General features: G+C 53.2%; 18 protein-coding genes. 5 read left to right on the top strand and 13 right to left on the bottom strand.

All coding sequences use genetic code 11. From position 1 onward, the window contains the following. Positions 1-15: 15 nt before the first annotated feature. The 6 genes from OGY68_RS01405 to OGY68_RS01380 all read right to left on the bottom strand — a co-directional run bounded on the left by OGY68_RS01405 (position 16) and on the right by OGY68_RS01380 (position 8,328). The gene (locus OGY68_RS01405; RefSeq protein ID WP_016155590.1) at positions 16-1,386 is read right to left on the bottom strand and encodes a tyrosine phenol-lyase; all 1,371 of its coding nucleotides are present in this window, start codon (positions 1,384-1,386) and stop codon (positions 16-18) included. Between the two features lie 810 nt (positions 1,387-2,196). Next, a complete protein-coding gene (locus OGY68_RS01400) occupies positions 2,197-3,207 on the bottom strand; it encodes an Ldh family oxidoreductase (RefSeq protein ID WP_057095063.1) in 1,011 nt (336 codons plus the stop codon). Between the two features lie 11 nt (positions 3,208-3,218). Then, positions 3,219-4,820: an APC family permease gene (locus OGY68_RS01395; RefSeq protein ID WP_048227169.1), complete on the bottom strand. Its 1,602-nt coding sequence runs from the start codon at positions 4,818-4,820 to the stop codon at positions 3,219-3,221. A gap of 11 nt (positions 4,821-4,831) precedes the next feature. Further along, positions 4,832-6,439: an aldehyde dehydrogenase (NADP(+)) gene (locus OGY68_RS01390; RefSeq protein ID WP_057068527.1), complete on the bottom strand. Its 1,608-nt coding sequence runs from the start codon at positions 6,437-6,439 to the stop codon at positions 4,832-4,834. 14 nt (positions 6,440-6,453) lie between these two features. Continuing rightward, positions 6,454-7,374: a dihydrodipicolinate synthase family protein gene (locus OGY68_RS01385; RefSeq protein ID WP_003830108.1), complete on the bottom strand. Its 921-nt coding sequence runs from the start codon at positions 7,372-7,374 to the stop codon at positions 6,454-6,456. A gap of 138 nt (positions 7,375-7,512) precedes the next feature. Further along, positions 7,513-8,328: an AraC family transcriptional regulator gene (locus tag OGY68_RS01380; protein WP_008786078.1), complete on the bottom strand. Its 816-nt coding sequence runs from the start codon at positions 8,326-8,328 to the stop codon at positions 7,513-7,515. A 308-nt stretch (positions 8,329-8,636) separates the two neighbouring features. Here OGY68_RS01380 and OGY68_RS01375 point away from each other — a divergent pair, with 308 nt between their 5' ends. From OGY68_RS01375 to OGY68_RS01360, 4 genes are read left to right on the top strand one after another with little or no spacing between them, the layout of a single operon-like run. Next, entirely contained in the window at positions 8,637-9,578 is a 942-nt protein-coding gene (locus OGY68_RS01375; RefSeq protein WP_008786076.1) for a 4-hydroxyproline epimerase, read from the top strand. Continuing rightward, on the top strand, positions 9,575-10,678 hold the full coding sequence (locus OGY68_RS01370) for an NAD(P)/FAD-dependent oxidoreductase (protein ID WP_057068531.1): 1,104 nt from the start codon (positions 9,575-9,577) through the stop codon (positions 10,676-10,678). Before OGY68_RS01375 ends, OGY68_RS01370 begins: the two co-directional genes overlap by 4 nt. Continuing rightward, positions 10,675-10,929, top strand: a complete 255-nt coding sequence (locus tag OGY68_RS01365; RefSeq protein ID WP_057068533.1) for a (2Fe-2S)-binding protein — start codon at positions 10,675-10,677, stop codon at positions 10,927-10,929. The genes OGY68_RS01370 and OGY68_RS01365 overlap by 4 nt, the downstream gene beginning before the upstream one ends. Continuing rightward, positions 10,916-12,172 carry an NAD(P)/FAD-dependent oxidoreductase gene (locus tag OGY68_RS01360; protein WP_057068535.1) on the top strand — a complete coding sequence of 419 codons (1,257 nt, stop codon included), beginning with the start codon at positions 10,916-10,918 and terminating at the stop codon, positions 12,170-12,172. Before OGY68_RS01365 ends, OGY68_RS01360 begins: the two co-directional genes overlap by 14 nt. A gap of 96 nt (positions 12,173-12,268) precedes the next feature. Here OGY68_RS01360 and OGY68_RS01355 read toward each other — a convergent pair whose 3' ends face one another. The 5 genes from OGY68_RS01355 to OGY68_RS01335 are packed head-to-tail and all read right to left on the bottom strand — an operon-like array spanning position 12,269 to position 15,704. Beyond that, complete coding sequence (locus OGY68_RS01355; RefSeq protein WP_057068537.1) at positions 12,269-12,865, bottom strand: HvfX family Cu-binding RiPP maturation protein; 597 nt, start codon at positions 12,863-12,865, stop codon at positions 12,269-12,271. A gap of 4 nt (positions 12,866-12,869) precedes the next feature. Further along, entirely contained in the window at positions 12,870-13,601 is a 732-nt protein-coding gene (locus OGY68_RS01350) for an HvfC/BufC family peptide modification chaperone (protein WP_081305654.1), read from the bottom strand. Beyond that, the gene (locus OGY68_RS01345; RefSeq protein WP_286616799.1) at positions 13,564-14,427 is read right to left on the bottom strand and encodes an MbnB/TglH/ChrH family RiPP precursor modification enzyme; all 864 of its coding nucleotides are present in this window, start codon (positions 14,425-14,427) and stop codon (positions 13,564-13,566) included. The genes OGY68_RS01350 and OGY68_RS01345 overlap by 38 nt, the downstream gene beginning before the upstream one ends. Further along, positions 14,415-14,735, bottom strand: a complete 321-nt coding sequence (locus tag OGY68_RS01340) for a hypothetical protein (RefSeq protein WP_057068544.1) — start codon at positions 14,733-14,735, stop codon at positions 14,415-14,417. The genes OGY68_RS01345 and OGY68_RS01340 overlap by 13 nt, the downstream gene beginning before the upstream one ends. A gap of 3 nt (positions 14,736-14,738) precedes the next feature. Beyond that, on the bottom strand, positions 14,739-15,704 hold the full coding sequence (locus OGY68_RS01335) for an MBL fold metallo-hydrolase (protein WP_081305653.1): 966 nt from the start codon (positions 15,702-15,704) through the stop codon (positions 14,739-14,741). 407 nt (positions 15,705-16,111) lie between these two features. On the opposite strand from OGY68_RS01335, the gene OGY68_RS01330 reads away from it, so the two are divergent. Next, a complete protein-coding gene (locus OGY68_RS01330) occupies positions 16,112-16,984 on the top strand; it encodes a phosphorothioated DNA-binding restriction endonuclease (protein WP_057068546.1) in 873 nt (290 codons plus the stop codon). A 181-nt stretch (positions 16,985-17,165) separates the two neighbouring features. On the opposite strand, the gene OGY68_RS01325 is transcribed toward OGY68_RS01330, so the two are convergent. Then, the gene (locus OGY68_RS01325; RefSeq protein ID WP_490493735.1) at positions 17,166-18,155 is read right to left on the bottom strand and encodes a restriction endonuclease; all 990 of its coding nucleotides are present in this window, start codon (positions 18,153-18,155) and stop codon (positions 17,166-17,168) included. A 282-nt stretch (positions 18,156-18,437) separates the two neighbouring features. Further along, positions 18,438-18,779: a TA system toxin CbtA family protein gene (locus OGY68_RS01320; RefSeq protein ID WP_102014656.1), complete on the bottom strand. Its 342-nt coding sequence runs from the start codon at positions 18,777-18,779 to the stop codon at positions 18,438-18,440. Positions 18,780-18,798: the final 19 nt, after the last annotated feature.

The following is an 18,798-nucleotide window of genomic DNA, read 5'->3' as shown; positions in this document are numbered from 1 at the left end:
GGCCATAACTATTTTTTAGATGTAATCAAAGCGTGCAGTAAAGAAACGTAACTGCTTCGGCTCGTAAATAAACTTCAGCCCGCGAATATCTTCTTTGTGCTGGTAAAGTTTAATAATACCGTCAGCCACGACATCCATATGTGCGTAGGTATAAACACGGCGTGGAATAGTCAGACGCACGGTTTCCAGTTTCGGTCTGTGGTGTTCACCGGTCACGTTATTACGGCCCGCAGAGATAATTCCACGTTCCATACTACGTACACCGGTTTCCACATAGATGCTGGCGGCCAGACTTTGTGCCGGGAACTCGTCCTGCGTCAGATGCTCGCAGAAGCGACGCGCATCGAGGAATACCGCGTGACCACCCACCGGTTCAACAATCGGTACGCCAGCGGCTTTCAGCTTATCGCCCAGGTAGCGAACCTGCTTCACGCGGTGCTCGATGTACTCGTACTGCATGGCTTCGCGCAGGCCAATCGCCATCGCTTCCATGTCGCGTCCGGCCAGGCCGCCGTAGGATGGCATACCTTCGTAAACTACGACTAACTCTTTGGCAGAAGAGAACATTTCGTCATCGTTCATGCACAGGAAACCGCCGATGTTCACCAGACAGTCTTTTTTACCACTCATGGTACAACCGTCGGCGTAGCTGAACATCTCATGCACGATCTCGGCGATGCTCTTGTTCTCAAATCCCTGCTCTTGCTCTTTGATAAAGTAGGCGTTTTCTACGCAGCGGGTAGCGTCGTAGAACACTTTAATGCCGTGCGCTGCCGTCAGTTCACGCACCGCACGCATGTTCGCCATCGAGACCGGCTGCCCGCCCGCGAGGTTAACCGTCACCGCCAGGCAGATATACGCAATATTCTCTGCGCCTTTTTCATCAATCAGTTTTTGTAATTTTTTAAGATCGATATCACCTTTAAACGCAATATTCAGACCGGCATCGTGCGCTTCGTCACGAACGATATCGACAAACACCGCACCATTTTTTTCCTGATGATAACGGGTGGTAGTGAAATACATATTCCCGGCAACATATTGCCCTGGTTTAATAGCCAGTTGCGATAACAGGTTTTCTGCGCCGCGGCCCTGGTGAGTCGGAACAATATGTTTAAAGCCGAACAGTTCCTGCACGGTTCTTTCCAGATGATAGAAGTTTTCGCTGCCCGCGTAAGCTTCATCACCCATCATCATTCCGGCCCACTGCTTGTCGCTCATTGCGTTGGTGCCACTGTCGGTCAGCAGGTCAATATAAATATCTTTCGAATTTAACAGGAAAGTATTGTAACCCGCTTCCTGCATTTTCTTAAGGCGCTCATCACGCGGGATCATAGATACAGTTTCAACGCTTTTAATACGGAAGGGTTCTGCCGGATAATTCATTTTGTTTCTCCAGTAACAGTGGTCATGTACGTATTAATGTGAAGTAAATCATACCTGGTTCATCAATAAAGTCTGATGAAATATAACTATTCGCCTCCTGAGCCAGGGGGAGAAATAATGTGGAGGCACTATGCAAGATTTGATTGATTATGGAAATAGCCCGGTCAACATTAATCACTGGCAATAATTTAAAAAGCTGTAAATATGAGTGATGCAAATCACACGTCATTTTTTTACCCGTTCATATTCAACGAGTTTTTTTTGCGTGTTGAATTGCCCTTCACCGTTGCATGTCACTGGAGAGGGAAAATACTGAAAACTTAACTTTCCAGGCTGTTCTCATAATGTATTGCTCAATGAGTACACCCCAATTTGTGAGAGTCGGATCACTTCGCGGGTTTATATTTGTGATTCACATCACTAAAAGTGTAAAGCAAAGTGTACAATTAAGCGTTGTTTCAGAGTTTGCTATTTGCTTCAGTGAGTTAGATCGCATTTTTGGTCTGATGCCGACAGGCGTTGTTTTCTGGAGCGTGGGGATATTCAGGCGCGTGAAAGATAATGAATAAATACGATTAATAATACCGGATTTATTGGGATGAAGGCGTTTTCTATTTATTCCAAAAGCATGCTATTCGCGCTTATTTCATCTTATTTACATCTGGGCTTACCGAAGATCACTGGGGGAATTTACAGGGGTTTTATTAGCTAGATACGAAGGTGCGCCAACACCTGCGCATCGCTAATCACAGTAACTATTTATATAAACGTATAACAGGAGGGACATCATCCCTCCTGTTCTCGCGATAATTATTTCACTAACGCAGATATATCCTTGAACAGCGAATGGGTTATTTCTACACCGTCACGAGTTGTACGCATACGGGAATGATAGCGACGCTCGCCCGGCAAACGCGCTCCTTGCCGCTGCATATCGGCAAAGAGTCTCTCGGCACGTGCCAGATGCTGCGGAGCCTCCCGTCCCAGAAAGCGGGCCGTGTCCAGGGCCAGAATCAGCTCGCCACCATAGGGCAACCCGCCCGCCCCTTTATCCCACGCCAGCGATTCCGCGCTGGTCATATCGCCGATGAGCGGTCCGGCAAGCAGTTCCACCATTGCCGCCAGTGCAGACCCTTTATGCCCGCCAAACGTCAACATCGCACCGTCGAGGATCGCCTGCGCGTCGGTGGTGGCCTGACCGTCACCGTCAATCCCCCACCCTTCCGGCACCGCTTTTCCCGCCCGTTGATGGAGTTGGATCTCTCCCCGTGCCGCCGCACTGGTGGCCATGTCGAAGATAAACGGGGGTTTTTCTTCACGCGGCCAGCCAAATGCTATCGGGTTAGTGCCAAAAAGCGGCTGCGTCCCGCCTGCGGGAGCAACCCACGCATGGCTGGGCGTCGTCGCCAGCGCCACCAGCCCCGCCTCCGTGAGCGGCTCAACGTCGGCAAACAGCGCCGAAAAGTGCACACAGCGGTTAATCGCCAGGGCTGCAATACCGCTGTGGCGCGCCTTTTCTATCAGCAGTGGAAGCGCGCGCTCGAATGCCAGCAGGGAAAATGCCCCACCGGCGTCCACCTTCACAATGGCCGGCGCGGTATCGGTGATAACCGGCTCAGCGTCAGGTGACACCTTTCCTTTACGTCGCGTCTCCACAATCCCCAGCAACCGCCACAAACCATGCGAGGCACAGCCATCACGCTCACCGTGGGTCACGTTTGTCGCGATCGCCACGGCATGCGCTTCACTGAATCCGTTCCCGCGCAGCACCTTATATGCCAGCGCATAAGCCTCTGTTAACGAGAGGTTTACCATCTCCATGACCGACTCCTTTACTCTTCTTCATCACCGGTAAAGTTAGCCCGCGGCAGACAGGTTCGCTCACCCCAGTAGTAAATTCCCAGCGACATCACCGCTACCACCACCGTATCCCACGGATGACCAATCACCCCTGTGCCCCCAAAACTGCCCAGCCAGGAGAAGAGCATAATCAGCGCGTAGAAGGCGATAAGCCACAGAGACGATTTCACCTGCTGCGCCAGACTCACGGTGTGTACCGGCACTTTTGATTTGCAAAGCACATAGACGACAAACATCACAATCTGCAGTCCCAGCAGCCATGACAGCGTGCCCCAGCCAGACCAGAATACAATCAGCGCCGAAATCACAAACGACACCGGACCGATAATCCCGAAGGCACGCACGCGGAATGGGCGCGGCAAATCCGGTGCATTACGGCGTAGCCCCGCCGCCGTGACCGGGGCAATGGCGTAGCTCAGTACCAGCGCCGCCGACACCACGCTTATCAGCTGTTCCCATGACGGGAACGGCAATGTCCAGAAGATAGACAATGCAAAGGTCAGCCACAGCGCCGGACGCGGAATGCCAGACTCTTTATCGATGTGGGTAAACGTCTTAAAGAAGGTGCCTGCTTTCGCCCAACCATAAATCACGCGCGGCGTGGCGTTCATGTAGATATTGCCGGTACCACTTGGGGAGACAATCGCGTCGCACACCACCATAAACGCCAGCCAGCCCATACCGAGCGTAATGGCGATATCCCGGTACGGCAGCGAGAATTGCTTGCTGATCTCTGCCCAGCCGCCACCCAGCATATCGGTCGGAATACTGCCAAGAAATGCCAACTGCAACAGCACGTAAATAATCGTCGACAGCACCACGGATAAAATCAGCGCCACCGGGATGGTACGCTGCGGATTCTTTACTTCACTCGCCACCGAAATAATTGGCGTCAACCCCAGGTAGGCGAAGATGATCCCACCGGCGCTAATCGCAGCCTCAACGCCCGACATACCAAAGGGTGCAATTCCCTGAACGTGCAGGTTCTCAGGTTTGAAAAAGGTAAAGAGCGTCACAACGACCGCCAACGGCACCAAAAATTTCAGAATACTGATGATGTTATTGGAACGGGCAAACGTTTTTACACTGTAGTAATTCAGCCCGAAGAACAAACACAGCAGCAAAAACTGCACTACCCATCCCAGCAACGTTGGGTCGCTTGAACCAGTTTGAGTCAGCATCGGGAACCATGCTGCCGCATACTGCCGCGCGGCAACAATCTCTATGGAGATGAGGCTTGAAAACGCAATCAGCGTAATAAATCCAAGCAGATACCCCATCAACTCACCGTGGGAAAAGACCGGATAACGGATAATCCCCCCGGCACGAGGCAGTGCCGCGCCTAGCTCACAATAGACAATCCCTAACAGCAGAACGGCAATCCCGCCGATGACCCACGAGGCAATGCCCGCAGGTCCGGCAATCGATGCCACATGGCTTGCGGCAAACAGCCAACCGGAACCGAAGATAGCCCCAAGCCCAATAAACGTCAGGTCGGTTAGCGTTAGCTGCTTTTTAAATTTACCCACCTCAGCAACGCGGGCCTGTGTTTGGTGCGTAGAGTGAATCGTCATGGTCATGCCCTTCAGTCAACAGAGGGGGAAATGGCTTCCCGGGTCCACTGCCCGTTAATCAGGCGCAGCAGGTTCAGAGGGTTGTCATCCTGGACAGCAGGCGGAAGCAGCGCGGCAGGCACATTTTGCAGGCATACCGGGCGTAAAAAACGGTCGATGGATTGCGTCCCTACCGAGGTACCGCGAGCATCGGTGGTGGCAGGCCACGGACCACCGTGCACCATGGCATCACAAACCTCGACACCGGTCGGATAACCGTTAAACAAAACGCGTCCCGCTTTTTCGGTGAGGGCTGGCAGCAGGCGCTGCGCCAGCGGCCCATCATCAGATTCGGCGTGCACAGTAGCCGTCAGTTGGCCCGGAATCACGCGCAAAATGGACTGCAACTCCGCCTCATCGGCCACCTCGACCAACACCGCCAGCGGGCCAAACACCTCCTGCTGTAGCAGCGGATCCTGTGCCAGCAGCAGCGAAGCCGGAGCCTGATACAACCGGGCCTGCGCGCGGCCGATAACCGATTCATCAGACCCAGCCAGACGCTGAATATGCGGATGTGCCTCAAGCGCGCTGACACCCTCTTCATAATGGGCAAGCGTCGGGGCATTCAGCATGATCTGTGCCGGTGCCTGGTCAACCGCGACCTTCAGCGCCTGCGTGAAGCGGGACATACCCTCGCCGCGTAAGACAAGGATCAGCCCCGGCTTGGTACAAAACTGCCCACATCCCAAAGTGAAAGAGGACACCAGCTCATTGGCCAGCGTTTCTGCCCGCGTGGCGACGGCCTGCGGCAGAATAATCAGCGGGTTAATGGCCGACATTTCCGCAAAGACGGGGATCGGCTGCGGACGCTGCTGCGCCAGCTGCCAGAGCGCCTTACCGCCGCGCAGCGAACCGGTAAAACCCACCGCCTGAATCGCCGGATGGCGAACCAGATCCGCGCCAATATCGGTGCCGAAAATCATGTTAAAAACGCCCGCAGGCAGGCCAGATGCCGCGACCGCACGCACAATCGCCTGGGCAGTCAATTCCGCCGTCGCCATATGTCCGGGATGGGCTTTCACCACCACCGGACAACCCGCCGCCAGCGCGGATGCGGTATCGCCTCCCGCCGTAGAAAAGGCCAGCGGAAAATTGCTGGCCCCGAACACCGCCACCGGGCCAAGCGCGGTCAGATACTGACGCAGGTCCGGGCGTGGCAGCGGCTGGCGGTCAGGGAGTGCGGTATCAATGCGTACGCCAAAGGCATCGCCCCGACGCAGCACCCCGGCAAACATGCGCAGCTGATTACTGGTACGAGTGCGCTCTCCCTGTAACCGCGCCAGCGGCAGTGCCGTTTCCTGGTGGGCTATGGCGAAAAAATCCTCGCCGAGCAAATCCAGCTCGTCGGCAAGGGTGTCGAGAAAGCGGGCACGCACGTCTGGCGCTGTCTGTGAATAGACAGGAAACGCCTGGTCAGCCGCCTCCGCCGCGGCGGCGGCCTCCTCATGAGAGGCCGGGTAAAAATGGTATCCGGTCAGCTTGCCGTCAGCGGCACGTAGGCTTGGCAGCGTCGCCTCACCGCTTGCCACGCGGCGTCCGGCGATAAACTGCTGACCCGAAACAGAGAGAGGTAGCGTCATCATCACTCCTTTACTTAAAGGCCGACATCCGGCAGCTGTGGACGGGTCGCCAGCGCCTTCTCAACAATCGCCACCACTTGCGCACGGGTATCCCCTTCCAGCGCCAGACGCGGTGGACGGGTAATGGCGCTGCCACGCCCCAGCAATTCTTCACAGAGCTTGATGCACTGCACCAGATCCGGGCGCGCATCCAGATGCAGCAACGGCATAAACCAGCGGTAAAGCGCCATCGCTTCCTCATAACGCTGTTGTTTCGCCAGGCGGAACAACGTCTCCCCTTCACGCGGGAAGGCGTTCGACATTCCGGAGATCCAGCCTTCCGCCCCAACGGCAATGCTCTCGACCACCACATCATCCAGCCCAGCGAACAGCACAAAGCGGTCGCCAACAGAGTTACGCAGGTCGATAAAACGGCGGGTATCGCCGGAGGAGTCTTTGAAACAGACGATGTTGTCGCAGTCGGCAAGCGTCGCCAGGATATCCGGCGTCACGTCGTTTTTGTAAATCGGCGGGTTGTTGTACACCATGATAGGCAGGTCGGTAGCCGTAGCCACACTGCGGAAGTGGGCCGCTGTTTCATGCGGTTTTGAGGAATACACCAGCGCAGGCATCACCATAATACCGTCGACGCCCACGCGCTCTGCCTCTTTCGCCATCTTCTGTGCAAACGCGGTGGTGAATTCGGCCACCCCCGCAATGACTGGGATCTGACCGCCCGCTGCATCTTTCGCTACTTCGATGATCTGCAGCTTTTCCTGCGTGGTCAGAGAGGTGTTCTCCCCCACGCTGCCGCACACCACCAGGCCAGAAACACCATCCTTGACCAGATTTTTCATCACCGTATGGGTGGCATCCAGATCCAGGGAATAATCGCTACGAAACTGGGTGCTGACTGCCGGGAATACACCGCTCCAGTGAATGGCTTTCTTGCTCATGTTCGGTTCCTTGTCGTCAATTTGTTAATTTAAAGTGAATTAATGGTGAATATTCACTGACAGATTGACGTTTCAGGCGACCGACTGCTTGGTGGTTTTCTTCCTCTTTGATGACGAAATTAGCACAGTGAGTGTGTCTTACCCGGCAAGCGTAATGCGAAAATCACGCGGCGTAGAGCCCGTCATCGCCTTAAACTGGCGGCTAAACGCGCTGTGATCGGTATAACCGCACTGCAACGCAATATCGGTAATCGGCGTATCGCCCGCCAGCAGTTCGGTGGCTTTTTCCAGCCGAACTTTGTGGATCATCTGGCGCGGCGTGAGATGAAAAATACGCTTACAGTAGCGCTCAATTTGCGCCACCGACATGCCGCTCAGGGCGGTTAACTCCTCCATCGCGATAGGACGGTGATAATGGTTGCGGATATGATCGTCGACGATCGCCAGCCGCTGCCACGCCGGGTGACGCGCCTGCGCTTCCTGCAGATCGTGTGAAATCCCCGCCATACCGATGACCTGGCCCTGCGCATCCCGCAGTGCCAGCTTCTGGGTCAAACACCAGCCGCGTTCACGACCGTTGTAGAGATGCATTTCCAGCTGATCGCGCAGCGTTACCCCTTCGCGCAGCACCCGCATATCCTGCTCGGTATAGCCCAGCCCAAGCGCTGAAGGGAAAACATCAGCAGAGGTTTTACCCAGCAGAGAAACGACCGTCTTAAACCCGCAGCGTCGTGCCAGGGTCATATTGACCATCAAATAGCGGGCCTGCACATCTTTGATAAAAAAAACCACATTCGGAATAGCATTGAGCAGCGGCGCAATCAATGCCATCGCATGGAGCAACGTCTGGATATTGTCCGGACGCTGACGCGCCAACCCCTCACATATCTGGCTAAGTTCAGCCACTTCAGGCACCGGCGACGGGGCCCGCACATCATTAATCACACAGGACATCACGCTTCCTCCCGATTAGTGATCTGAATATTTATTAACTTTTTGTTAACTCAGCAAGCATCCTTACTGCGTTTTGCGATCCTGCCGTAGATTTATAATTTCCCCTTTTCCAGCCACTGGCGCGGTTGCCTTTTTTGGTTTACCACACCACTAACAAAATGATTAATAACAAATAAATATGATATCGCCTTAACGATGACAGCGACCATTATGCTGATTTCGTCATTTACGGTGACGAAAGCGATCAAGCCGGGACGCAGGGCTTGCGTCAGCATTTAGCAACAAAATATTAACTTCCCGGAGATCCTATGACAGCACAGTACAGTGAACTGAGAGTGATTGATTCTCACACCGGCGGTGAACCCACTCGCCTGGTCATCGACGGCTTTCCGGATCTGGGAGCGGGGAACATGAGCGAGCGTCGCGAGCGCTTTTCCCGCGACTACGACGACTGGCGTAAAGCCATTATTCTTGAGCCGCGCGGTAACGACGTTCTGGTCGGTGCATTGCTCTGTGAGCCAGTTTCGCCACAGGCCACGGCGGGAGTCATCTTCTTTAACAACTGCGGCTTTCTGAACATGTGCGGTCACGGCACCATCGGGCTGATTGCCTCGCTGGCATGGCTTGGGCGCATTCAGCCCGGTAAACATCTGATTGAAACGCCGGTGGGCGATGTGACCGCCACGCTGCACGAAGACGGCAGCGTCTCGGTCGAAAACGTGCCGGCCTACCGCTGGCGTAAGCAGGTACAGGTTGAAACCATCCACGGTACGGTAACGGGTGATATCGCCTGGGGCGGCAACTGGTTCTTCCTCGTCAACGATCATCCGTTCGCGGTCTCGCCGGAAAAGATCCCTGAATTGACGGAGTACGCATGGGCAATCCGTGAAGGGTTAGATCGTGCAGGCGTCCGTGGCGAACATGACGGTATTATCGATCACATCGAACTGTTTGCAGAAGATGATCGCGCGGACAGCCGCAGCTTTGTACTCTGCCCCGGTAAAGCCTGGGATCGATCGCCCTGCGGCACCGGCACCAGCGCTAAGCTGGCCTGTCTGGCAGAGGACGGAAAACTCAAATCCGGAGAATCCTGGCGGCAGGCGAGCATCATCGGCAGCGAATTTACGGCGCATTTCGTGCCGCATGGCGACAAGATAGTCCCGACGATCCGCGGAGAGGCATGGGTCTGTGGTGATAATAAGCTGATCCTCAATCCTGAAGATCCGTTCTGCTGGGGGATCTCGCTGTGATCGAAAGTGACGTCATCGTCATCGGTGCCGGGATTATCGGGGCCGCCTGCGCCTGGCAACTGGCCGCTCGCGGACAGCGAGTCACGCTGGTCGATGACGGCAATGCGGGCGCGACGGCGGCGGGTATGGGTCACCTGGTGTGCATGGATGACGATCCTGCGGAGCTCGCACTCTCCGCCTGGTCTCTGGAGAGCTGGCGCAAACTGACGCCCCGGATGCCGGAAAGCTGTGCCTGGCGCGGATGCGGCACGCTGTGGCTGGCGGAAACGCCGCAAGAGCTTGCGCTGGCAGAAGAAAAAAAACAACGGATGGCACAATACCAGGTTGTCAGCGAAATGCAGACCCGCGATCGGCTTGCCGCACGCGAACCGCTGCTCACCGCCGGACTCGCTGGCGGGCTGTGGGTCCCCGGCGACGGGATAGTTTACGCCCCAAACGTCGCCCGCTGGTTTATTAACGATGCCGATTTAACGCACCTTCGGGATAGCGCCCTCTCTGTTGATGCCCCTTACGTCACCCTACACAGCGGTAAACGACTGCGCGCGCGCGCCATCGTCATCGCCAGCGGTCAGGGGGCCAATATGCTGCTGGACGAAAACTGGCTCAGACCCAAAAAAGGCCAGTTGGCGATTACCGACCGCTACGGCCCCTTGCTCAGCCACCAGCTGGTAGAGTTGGGATACGGTGCCAGCGCCCATGCAGGCGGCACCTCAGTGGCATTTAACATTCAGCCACGCCCCACCGGACAGTTGCTGATTGGCTCATCCCGCCAGTTTGATAACACCGACCGCGAGGTTGACCTCCCCCTGCTGGCACAGATGCTGGCGCGCGCGCGCCATTTTTTACCCTCTCTGGAGACGCTAAATATCATCCGTTGCTGGAGCGGTTTTCGCGCGGCATCGTCTGACGGTAACCCGCTGATTGGCCCACATCCTGCGCGTCCAGGTATCTGGCTGGCGCTGGGACATGAAGGACTCGGCGTCACAACCGCGCCAGCAACCGCCGAGTTACTTTGCGCCCAGATCCTTGGCGAGCGCCCGGCGGTGTCCCCGGATGCCTGGCTTCCCGCTCGCCTGCACAAGCAGGAGGCCATCGCATGACGACCCTGAACGTAATTATCGACGGCCAGACCTGTGAGGTTCCCGTCGGAATGAGTATTGCAGCAGCACTGGCCCTGGTGGGCAACGGCGTGACCCGTCGTTCGGTGAGTGGTCAACTGCGCGCGCCCTTCTGCGGAATGGGAGTATGCCAGGAGTGCCGCGTCACGGTGAACGGACACCGGGTGCTGGCCTGCCAGACGGAATGCCAGCCCGAAATGGTGATTGAAAGGAGCCATCATGCAAAGCGTTGACTGTGAGATCCTGATCCTTGGCGCAGGGCCAGCCGGGTTGTCGGCGGCACTGGCTGCCGCACGCTGTGGAAAATCAGTGATAATCCTTGATGACAACCCGCGCCCCGGCGGGCAAATCTGGCGCGACGGGCCGCAGGTCTCACTCCCCCGGGACGCCAGACGGCTTCGTCAGGCGGTAGCTGAACATCCCAACATCACACTGCTGAGCGGTGCCCGGCTGATTGCCCGCCCCAACCCACATTCCGTAGTCTTCGAAACCGCAGATGACTGCGGCGAAATCCGCTGGCAGCGGCTGATTTTATGCTGCGGCGCCAGAGAACTCTCGCTGCCTTTTCCCGGCTGGACACTACCCAATGTGACGGGGGCCGGAGGCCTGCAGGCGCAGATAAAACATGGCCTGCAACTCAAGGGGGAACGCGTGGTCATTGCAGGCAGCGGTCCTCTTCTGCTGGCGGTCGCCAGTACGGTGAAACGCGCTGGCGGGAATATCGTCGCCATCATCGAACAGGCCCCGATGACCGCACTGGCCCGTTTCGCAACCGGGCTATGGCGCTGGCCTGAAAAATTGCGCCAGTTCGGCGAGCTCTTTCCAGCCCGATATCATTCGGCAAGCCAGGTCATCCAAGCGCAGGGTGATACCTGTCTGCAGTCAGTGACCGTGCGCCACCAGGGGCAAACCCGGGAGATCGCCTGCGACAGGCTGGCCATTGGCTATGGGCTGGTACCGAATACAGAACCTGGCGCAATCTTTGGCTGCAAAACAGAAAATCAGGCTATTTGGGTCGATGCGGAGCAACGCACCAGCGTGCAGGATATCTATGCGGCAGGAGAATGCACCGGCTTTGGCGGCAGCGAGCTGGCGTTAGCCGAGGGAGAAATTGCCGGCTACGCCGCCGCAAATTGTCCGCAAAAGGCCCAAAGCGCCATCTCCGCGCGCACCCGCTGGCAGCGTTTTGCCCAGGCGTTGCATACGACGTTTGCGCTGCCGGAGTCGCTAAAAGCCGCGACCACCGCAGATACGCTGCTCTGTCGTTGTGAGGATATTCGTTGTGGCGACGTGCAAAACGCCGAAAGCTGGCAGGCGGCAAAGCTCGCCTCACGCTGTGGAATGGGGGCTTGTCAGGGGAAAGTCTGCGCCACCAGCGCCCGCTGGCTGTACGGCTGGCCGCTGCCGCAGCCGCGCGAACCGCTCTCCCCTGCGCGTGTCGACACGCTTATCCATCTCGCAAAACCAAAGGGGTGATGGTCAGGTATAAAGGCGCCCACTGGCGCCTTTTTTGATGTGGTGTATCCGTAGACCGTTTCGTCGTGGACCGAATTTGAGCAGAGCGATATCGCGTTACTGATAGCGCCAGGCGAGAGTCGCTTTTTTTAACCAATAATCGACGCTGACATACCTGCCGCCACCGTAGATCAGCAACACCAACAGCATGATGAAATAGGTCGCAGAGAATTCAATGCCGTTATTCAGGATAATCGGGTCACCCAACTGCGTAATATAATTATAACGCCCTGGGAAATTCTCCATTAACCACTGAAGAAACGCAGACATACGTTGGCTGGATTCCATACTGTTACTGGCAATCGCCAGCCAACCGTGCGACCAGTGCACCATCAGGCTGGCAACGCTCATAACTATCATCATGGGAATGGCTATAATGCGTGTGAAAAGTCCCAGCGTAATACAAATCAATCCCAGTACTTCGGTCGACGTTGCCAGAAACGCCAACAGCCAGGGAAAAGGTAATCCCAGTCCCCCCTCTGCGGTAGGTTGTGAAAACCAGGCAACCGTTCCGCTAAACCCCATAACCTTTGAGTGCGCACCTGCAAAAATCACTGGAATTAAAAAAAGGCGAATCAAAAGCAGCGGAATAAAGTCTGCTTGCATTAATTTTGATACCACGAGCTTGTACCACGACATTACGGTTATCAACATAGCATCACCCTATATATTTTAAAGACAAGATTTCGTCGTTATTGTTGGTTTCCAGCCACGAGCGTAAAGATATATCCGCTAAAGAAAGTGCCGCGTTAATTAGCATTTGCTCTGCTGAAATAATCTGTTCGTGAATTGCCGATAACAGCTGCACATCTAGCTGGCTGAGTTGCTTCTGGTACAGCGTATTATTATGTTTGCGATACAGTGCGTAATATTTCAACTGTTCGCCATCCTCATAACAGGGTTCCCCTTCCTGAATCAGAAAGGGCAGAGCCACCATTTTCAATGTAGGATTGCACGCCACATCAACCTCAGCAGCCTTTCCCAACGGCAGCGATATTTTCTGCGGAAATGGAACGTTGCTATCATCAATTTCCACGGCATACATCAACCATTCATATTCGAGCAGCGCCAGATCGTGAGGCGAGATCGGATAGTGTTGACGCATAAAAAGCAGCAATTCCGTCGCCACCTGATGAAATTCCGGCTGGCTGGCCGAATGTCGGGAGAGATAAACCTCCACCAGTTCCCGTATTTCAGCCTCATTGAGACATCGACAAAATAAGGGAAAGACACTGCGCAACACCCCGCCAATATTGTCTCTGATGATTTTCCTGTACAGCGACATACCGGATGAGCATGTCCCACCTATTGGTGTTCTGGCTCGTAGTTGAGCGGAAAATTCAGCTTCCATTTCAACTAACAACGCAGGTACTACAGTATTTGTCGCCATGGGTGCTCCCTTGTGAAAGATACTCCCTGATTTGCGTTAATTCGGCACAGAGCGCGTCCAGCGGTGGAACGTTGTTATCTCGTTCCAGCAGCAACGGTCGGGCACCATGAAACTCAACCGTTTGTTTTGCCAGCGCTAATACCTCTTCTATGACTGGCATACCATACGTGTCGAGTCTGAATTCGCCATACTCCAGGTGACCAGCGATGTGGTAATAAACAACCGATGACGAAGGAATGCTGCGGATATAGTCAAAGGCATCAAATCCGTGATTACAGGCATTCACATAGACGTTATTAATATCCAGCAGCATGCCGCAACCGCTCAGATGAAGGAGTTCTCCCCAAAACTCCGCCTCCGGCATTTCACCGGCGTAGCGATGATAAGAGGAGATATTTTCAAGAACCAACTGTCGCCCCACTATGTTTTGTACCTGCTCGATACGTGCCGCCAGATAAGGCAACACCGCACGAAAACCGGGGATCGGAAGCAGGTCATGGAAATACCCCTGAGCATCCCGTGAGAAACACAAATGATCGCTGTAGATATCAATATGGTACTCATCAAGAAAACGCCGAATATCATGCATATATTCTTCGTTTAAGGGACACGTATCTCCAATGGATAAACTCAGTCCATGCGCCAGTAACGGATATTTTTTCCTGATATCGGTTAACTGTTCCCGCTTCGCTCCGCCAAGGTTCATCCAGTTATCCGGGGCCAGTTCGAGAAAATCGATATCCTGGCGGCAGGGCTGCTGCAACAGCGTTGCGATATGCTCGCTACGCAAGCCAATGCCCGCTCCGTCTGCACTTATTTCCCGCATACGCCACTGACACTCTTTTCAGCATTCAGCGGCTGAGAGGCTTCATTTTTAGCGATACCGGCCCCTGTCAGACCACATTTCCCATCTCTGGCACGCACCAGTTGATCCTGAGGATCATGTTGAAGGGTCGCCTGGCTGTAGATCTTCTCTGTTCCACATTTACCACTGGCACATTTACCGCTACTGGTTGGCGCTTTACTCTGAACCTGACTGGCCTTGCCGCTTGCCTCTGCTGCGCAGGCGGTGTTGACCATTCCTGCGGCTACAAGGGAACCCACGACGATTGAAAGTACGATATCTTTTTTCATCGCTTATTCCTTCGTATTAGCTAATGAAATGGGGAAACAGGAGAGATCGCGGCTGCTATAGACCGGACCGTGGTAATACTGCTTCACAATATCAATCGATTGATCTTTAAGGCGTAGTCCTTTGCCCATAAAATGATTCAACACCAGTACTTTGGGATTGATTTGCGCAGCCACCTTGCCCACGACGTCCGGCGCAGCATGAATAAATTTCGAGGTGTCATCCGTGTCTTCATCAATGGCTAACGGCATCACCAGCATATCCGCGCCTTTGGCGAAATGAATAAATGCGCTATTACTGCCATTCTGATCGGCGGAAACAACAATCGTGCCTTTCGCCGTATCAATACGAAATGCCAGGCAAGGAACATCGCCATGAGGGATTCCTAAAGCGGTCACTTTCATTTCATCGTCCTGATATACCAACTGTGGTTCAGAAGCAGTGTAATTAATGTCCTTAATATTCATCGCCAGCTGTAAGCCATCGGTTGCGTTATATAGACCGTTCAGATAGGCGTAGGCCCCCTTTTCTTTTTTAAACAGCGCGTCAAAATATTGCGTCATGGAGGGGAATGCGCCACCGCCCTGTGGGCCCGCGAGATTAATACTCTCCTTATCCTTCAGGAAATATCCCCCTTTTAAAATTGGTGCCAAATCTGAGACATGATCCGTGTGGAAATGGCTGATGGCGATAAGTTTCAAATCCTCCAGCCGGGCACCTGATTGACCAAAGCGTAAAAAAATTCCCCCGCCCGCATCAATAAGAATTGCCGATTTCCCATTTAACCAAATAACCTCTCCCGATGATGCCCGCTGATCGTCTGTAATTGGCCCACCGGTACCCAGCGTTTGCAAAGTGAAATCCTTATTTTCACATTGCAGTCCTGCCGCCAGCACATTGATAGAAAAAAACATCGACAATGTGAGTAATAGCGTCTTCCTCAAAGGGAATAATTTTTTATCTTCATCCATATCTATTTCGCTCTGTGTATTGGGAACCGAGTATCCTATTTCTGCAAAATCTCAAAAATGTAAAAAGAATGTAATGCATGTTTAAAATATGATAAAACCAATATTTCAACTTACCGATATCGATTTTATTAATAAACAGTAACCAGCATAACACCCCAGGAAATAACCTTTTTTTTCGTATAGTTAGCTAAAAATAACATTAATAAAATAAGGGTTAATTTTTATAAATAGACCGGTATAAATAAGCATGAATAGCTTAAAAACAACATAGCGATAAAAGTGTTCTATTTAATCTGGGGATTCGATAAGGAATATCGTTTTAGTGTTAGCCGTAATAGATACAGCAACGCTTGATTAAGTGATATTTTGCGAGCATCATCGCAATTATTTACCAAAAAATGAAATCAATGACTTCCAGTAAATCCCTGCAGCAGGCAATTGCCGACATCACCATCTGGCGTAAAGGCGAACAGCGTGCGCCGCACAAGCCTCTGCTGCTGCTTCACGTGCTGGCGAGTTATCAGCAGGGTCACGGTCGCCTGTTTGACTACGGTTCAGAAGTTCGCGACCCCTTGCATAGCCTGCTGGAGCGATTTGGACCACAGCGCGCGCAGTACCGCCCGGATATGCCCTTCTGGCGCTTACAGGGCGATGGATTCTGGGAGCTCCAAAACGCCGAGCATTGCTCAACATCCGGCAGCAGCAAACAGCCCCCTGCCGGAGAACTGGTGGCGCACAACGTTGCCGGAGGCTTTGATGAACAACATTTTGCCCTGCTGAAAAAGAGCAACAGTCTCATTAACACCCTGGCACAGCAAATTCTCGAGGCTCACTTCACCGAAAGCATCCAGGAAGAGATCGCAGATGAACTGGGATTTGATATCCTGCAAATCCGCAAACAGCGGGACCCGTTGTTCCGCCAGCAGGTTCTGCGTGCCTATAACTATGAATGCGCCATTTGTGGCTTCAATATGCGCCACGACAGCACTTCGGTTGCCCTGGAAGCCGCCCATATCAAATGGAAACAGCACGGCGGCCCATGCGAGATTTCAAACGGCCTGGCGCTGTGTGCAATCCACCATAAAGCATTTGATAAAGGTTCGATTGGGCTGGATGAGAGTATGCGAGTTCAGGTGTCACCCGCAGTAAATGGCAGCGGCATGGTGGGTAGACTATTCTGGGATTTCGACGGTAAATCGATAGCGCTGCCGATGATGCGCGAGAATTATCCAAAAGAAGGATTTGTGGAGTGGCACAGGAAGGAGGTGTTTAGGGGGTGAGTGCGAAGGCCGGACTCGAATTTAACACACAATAGACTGATATCAATGTAGTTTAAAATCAGGAATAAATGGTTGTACCCGCACTTGTACCCACAAGTTAAAATCCGTACAAAAAATAGACATTACTAGTGGGGTATAAAGCCATACCAGTAGAACACCGATATGGCTGTCAAAGCAAGATTCAGGCAGGTAGGAAAGTTTTCTTCAGAGGCACCAAGAGTTTGGTCTCGATATCGACTTGCTCGTAGTTCTCAATAAGAGCACGGACGAGATCATCAAGCGTCCAAAGCGTCAGAGGTATCGTTGAACGATCGGCCTCATAGCGAGCATCTTTCGTAAAGCCCCCCGTACTGACATAAAGCCCGCGATCGTCTTTATGGCGACCGCCGATAAAGCTACGGATTTGTTGGCTTCCCATTTGTTCCCTGCGGTGCTTTACCTCAACGATAATACGCGGATTTTCAAAACCGAACCCATCAGGTGAAGCTATGATGTCTTTACCCCGATCAGCTCCCGCAGGTGAAACCTGCGTTTTATAGCCCATACTGCGTAAAACTCCGGCAACAAGATTTTGCATCTCGTCCCAATCAAGAGAATTGATACGATCTTTGATACCCTCAAACGCCAGCATTTCCATATCGCGAAGCGGATCAGAAACGACCTCATCTTCATCCATCGCAACTGGATTCTGAGTAATCACATCTATAGTGGGTTTCTTATCCTGTAAAAGCTCTTCTAGCGCATATTCTGGAAGCTGGAAAACCGTCAGCGTAGAACCCAATGTGTTCTTGGTAGCTACAGACAGTCGATCGCGATCGATTTCTTGAGTATTCCATTTAACCTGCCGAGCGATACCCATACCCTCTTCCACCCATTCAGGATGATACTGGAAGTCTGAAGTAACTTTACCTAGCAAATAAGTACGGTTGGCTGGCGAATAGGTAATAACCCAATCACCCTTTTGGATTTCGTTCACAAAACGCCAGACCTGCGATGCACCAGAACGCGCAGTTCCCAGCTTTGTTAAAGGGTCTGCCTCCTGGTATAAGGCGAGTAACTGGGCTCGGGATAGGCCGGGTTTGACTAATGGAGCCAGCTGAGACCAACCGATGCCTACAATTTGCTTATCGCGAAAATCGTCATAGAGCTTGCCGCCGTCACCGCGGATCATCCACATTCTGTTGCCCATACCCGTCCCTTTATGAGGAAAAGAAATTAAGCTGGATCATAAGCTTGTTCGCCGCATGCGTCAAAACCATCAACAACGACGGTCCAGCATTCCCGGATTGTGTTTTGCGATGATGTGCCCAGTTATAATTACAGCTTCTATTTGCATGATATTTCGTCCATATAAGTAAAAGCACCAACCAGCATCGGCAGGTGCTTTTTGGAATGAGTAAATTAAATAAGTAAGGAAAGCTGCAGTGTGAATCAGGAAGGCTATTCCCAATGTTCACCGTGCCGCGCTAATACGATTTCTTTTCAATAAACCTGTTGCCTGTCGCGCCCGCAGAATATCGACTGCCCGCAGATATGGGGACTGTTCTTGCCAGTCGAATCCCCTGCGATCAATACGAACCAGCCCGTACTTTTCCACCAGAAAATTAACGGCATCGGCCAAAGATATACCGGCATCGATATGTTCCTGAATTACCGTTTCATCACTGAATGGCGTATCGTTGAGTGTCAGGCCATAATGTTGTTCCAGCAGGCGTGCAAGCAGCATTTGCCAGACAGCCACGGGCGACAGACATAGCTTCGCCGCCTGCGGATTTGTTGCAGGTAGAGTTTTCATATTTGCTCTTGTGAAAGTA

This window comes from Citrobacter sp. Cpo065 (assembly GCF_030332805.1).
Classification (GTDB): domain Bacteria; phylum Pseudomonadota; class Gammaproteobacteria; order Enterobacterales; family Enterobacteriaceae; genus Citrobacter; species Citrobacter portucalensis.
This window is presented reverse-complemented; position numbering and strand designations above follow the sequence as displayed.

Excerpts from the sequence above, each read along its gene's own strand:
- OGY68_RS01405 (WP_016155590.1), bottom strand. The coding sequence starts at position 1,386 with ATGAATTATCCGGCAGAACCCTTCCGTATTAAAAGCGTTGAAACTGTA.
- OGY68_RS01400 (WP_057095063.1), bottom strand. The coding sequence starts at position 3,207 with ATGGAGATGGTAAACCTCTCGTTAACAGAGGCTTATGCGCTGGCATAT.
- OGY68_RS01395 (WP_048227169.1), bottom strand. The coding sequence starts at position 4,820 with ATGACGATTCACTCTACGCACCAAACACAGGCCCGCGTTGCTGAGGTG.
- OGY68_RS01390 (WP_057068527.1), bottom strand. The coding sequence starts at position 6,439 with ATGACGCTACCTCTCTCTGTTTCGGGTCAGCAGTTTATCGCCGGACGC.
- OGY68_RS01385 (WP_003830108.1), bottom strand. The coding sequence starts at position 7,374 with ATGAGCAAGAAAGCCATTCACTGGAGCGGTGTATTCCCGGCAGTCAGC.
- OGY68_RS01380 (WP_008786078.1), bottom strand. The coding sequence starts at position 8,328 with ATGTCCTGTGTGATTAATGATGTGCGGGCCCCGTCGCCGGTGCCTGAA.
- OGY68_RS01375 (WP_008786076.1), top strand. The coding sequence starts at position 8,637 with ATGACAGCACAGTACAGTGAACTGAGAGTGATTGATTCTCACACCGGC.
- OGY68_RS01365 (WP_057068533.1), top strand. The coding sequence starts at position 10,675 with ATGACGACCCTGAACGTAATTATCGACGGCCAGACCTGTGAGGTTCCC.
- OGY68_RS01360 (WP_057068535.1), top strand. The coding sequence starts at position 10,916 with ATGCAAAGCGTTGACTGTGAGATCCTGATCCTTGGCGCAGGGCCAGCC.
- OGY68_RS01355 (WP_057068537.1), bottom strand. The coding sequence starts at position 12,865 with ATGTTGATAACCGTAATGTCGTGGTACAAGCTCGTGGTATCAAAATTA.
- OGY68_RS01350 (WP_081305654.1), bottom strand. The coding sequence starts at position 13,601 with ATGGCGACAAATACTGTAGTACCTGCGTTGTTAGTTGAAATGGAAGCT.
- OGY68_RS01345 (WP_286616799.1), bottom strand. The coding sequence starts at position 14,427 with ATGCGGGAAATAAGTGCAGACGGAGCGGGCATTGGCTTGCGTAGCGAG.
- OGY68_RS01340 (WP_057068544.1), bottom strand. The coding sequence starts at position 14,735 with ATGAAAAAAGATATCGTACTTTCAATCGTCGTGGGTTCCCTTGTAGCC.
- OGY68_RS01335 (WP_081305653.1), bottom strand. The coding sequence starts at position 15,704 with ATGGATGAAGATAAAAAATTATTCCCTTTGAGGAAGACGCTATTACTC.
- OGY68_RS01330 (WP_057068546.1), top strand. The coding sequence starts at position 16,112 with ATGACTTCCAGTAAATCCCTGCAGCAGGCAATTGCCGACATCACCATC.
- OGY68_RS01325 (WP_490493735.1), bottom strand. The coding sequence starts at position 18,155 with ATGATCCGCGGTGACGGCGGCAAGCTCTATGACGATTTTCGCGATAAG.
- OGY68_RS01320 (WP_102014656.1), bottom strand. The coding sequence starts at position 18,779 with ATGAAAACTCTACCTGCAACAAATCCGCAGGCGGCGAAGCTATGTCTG.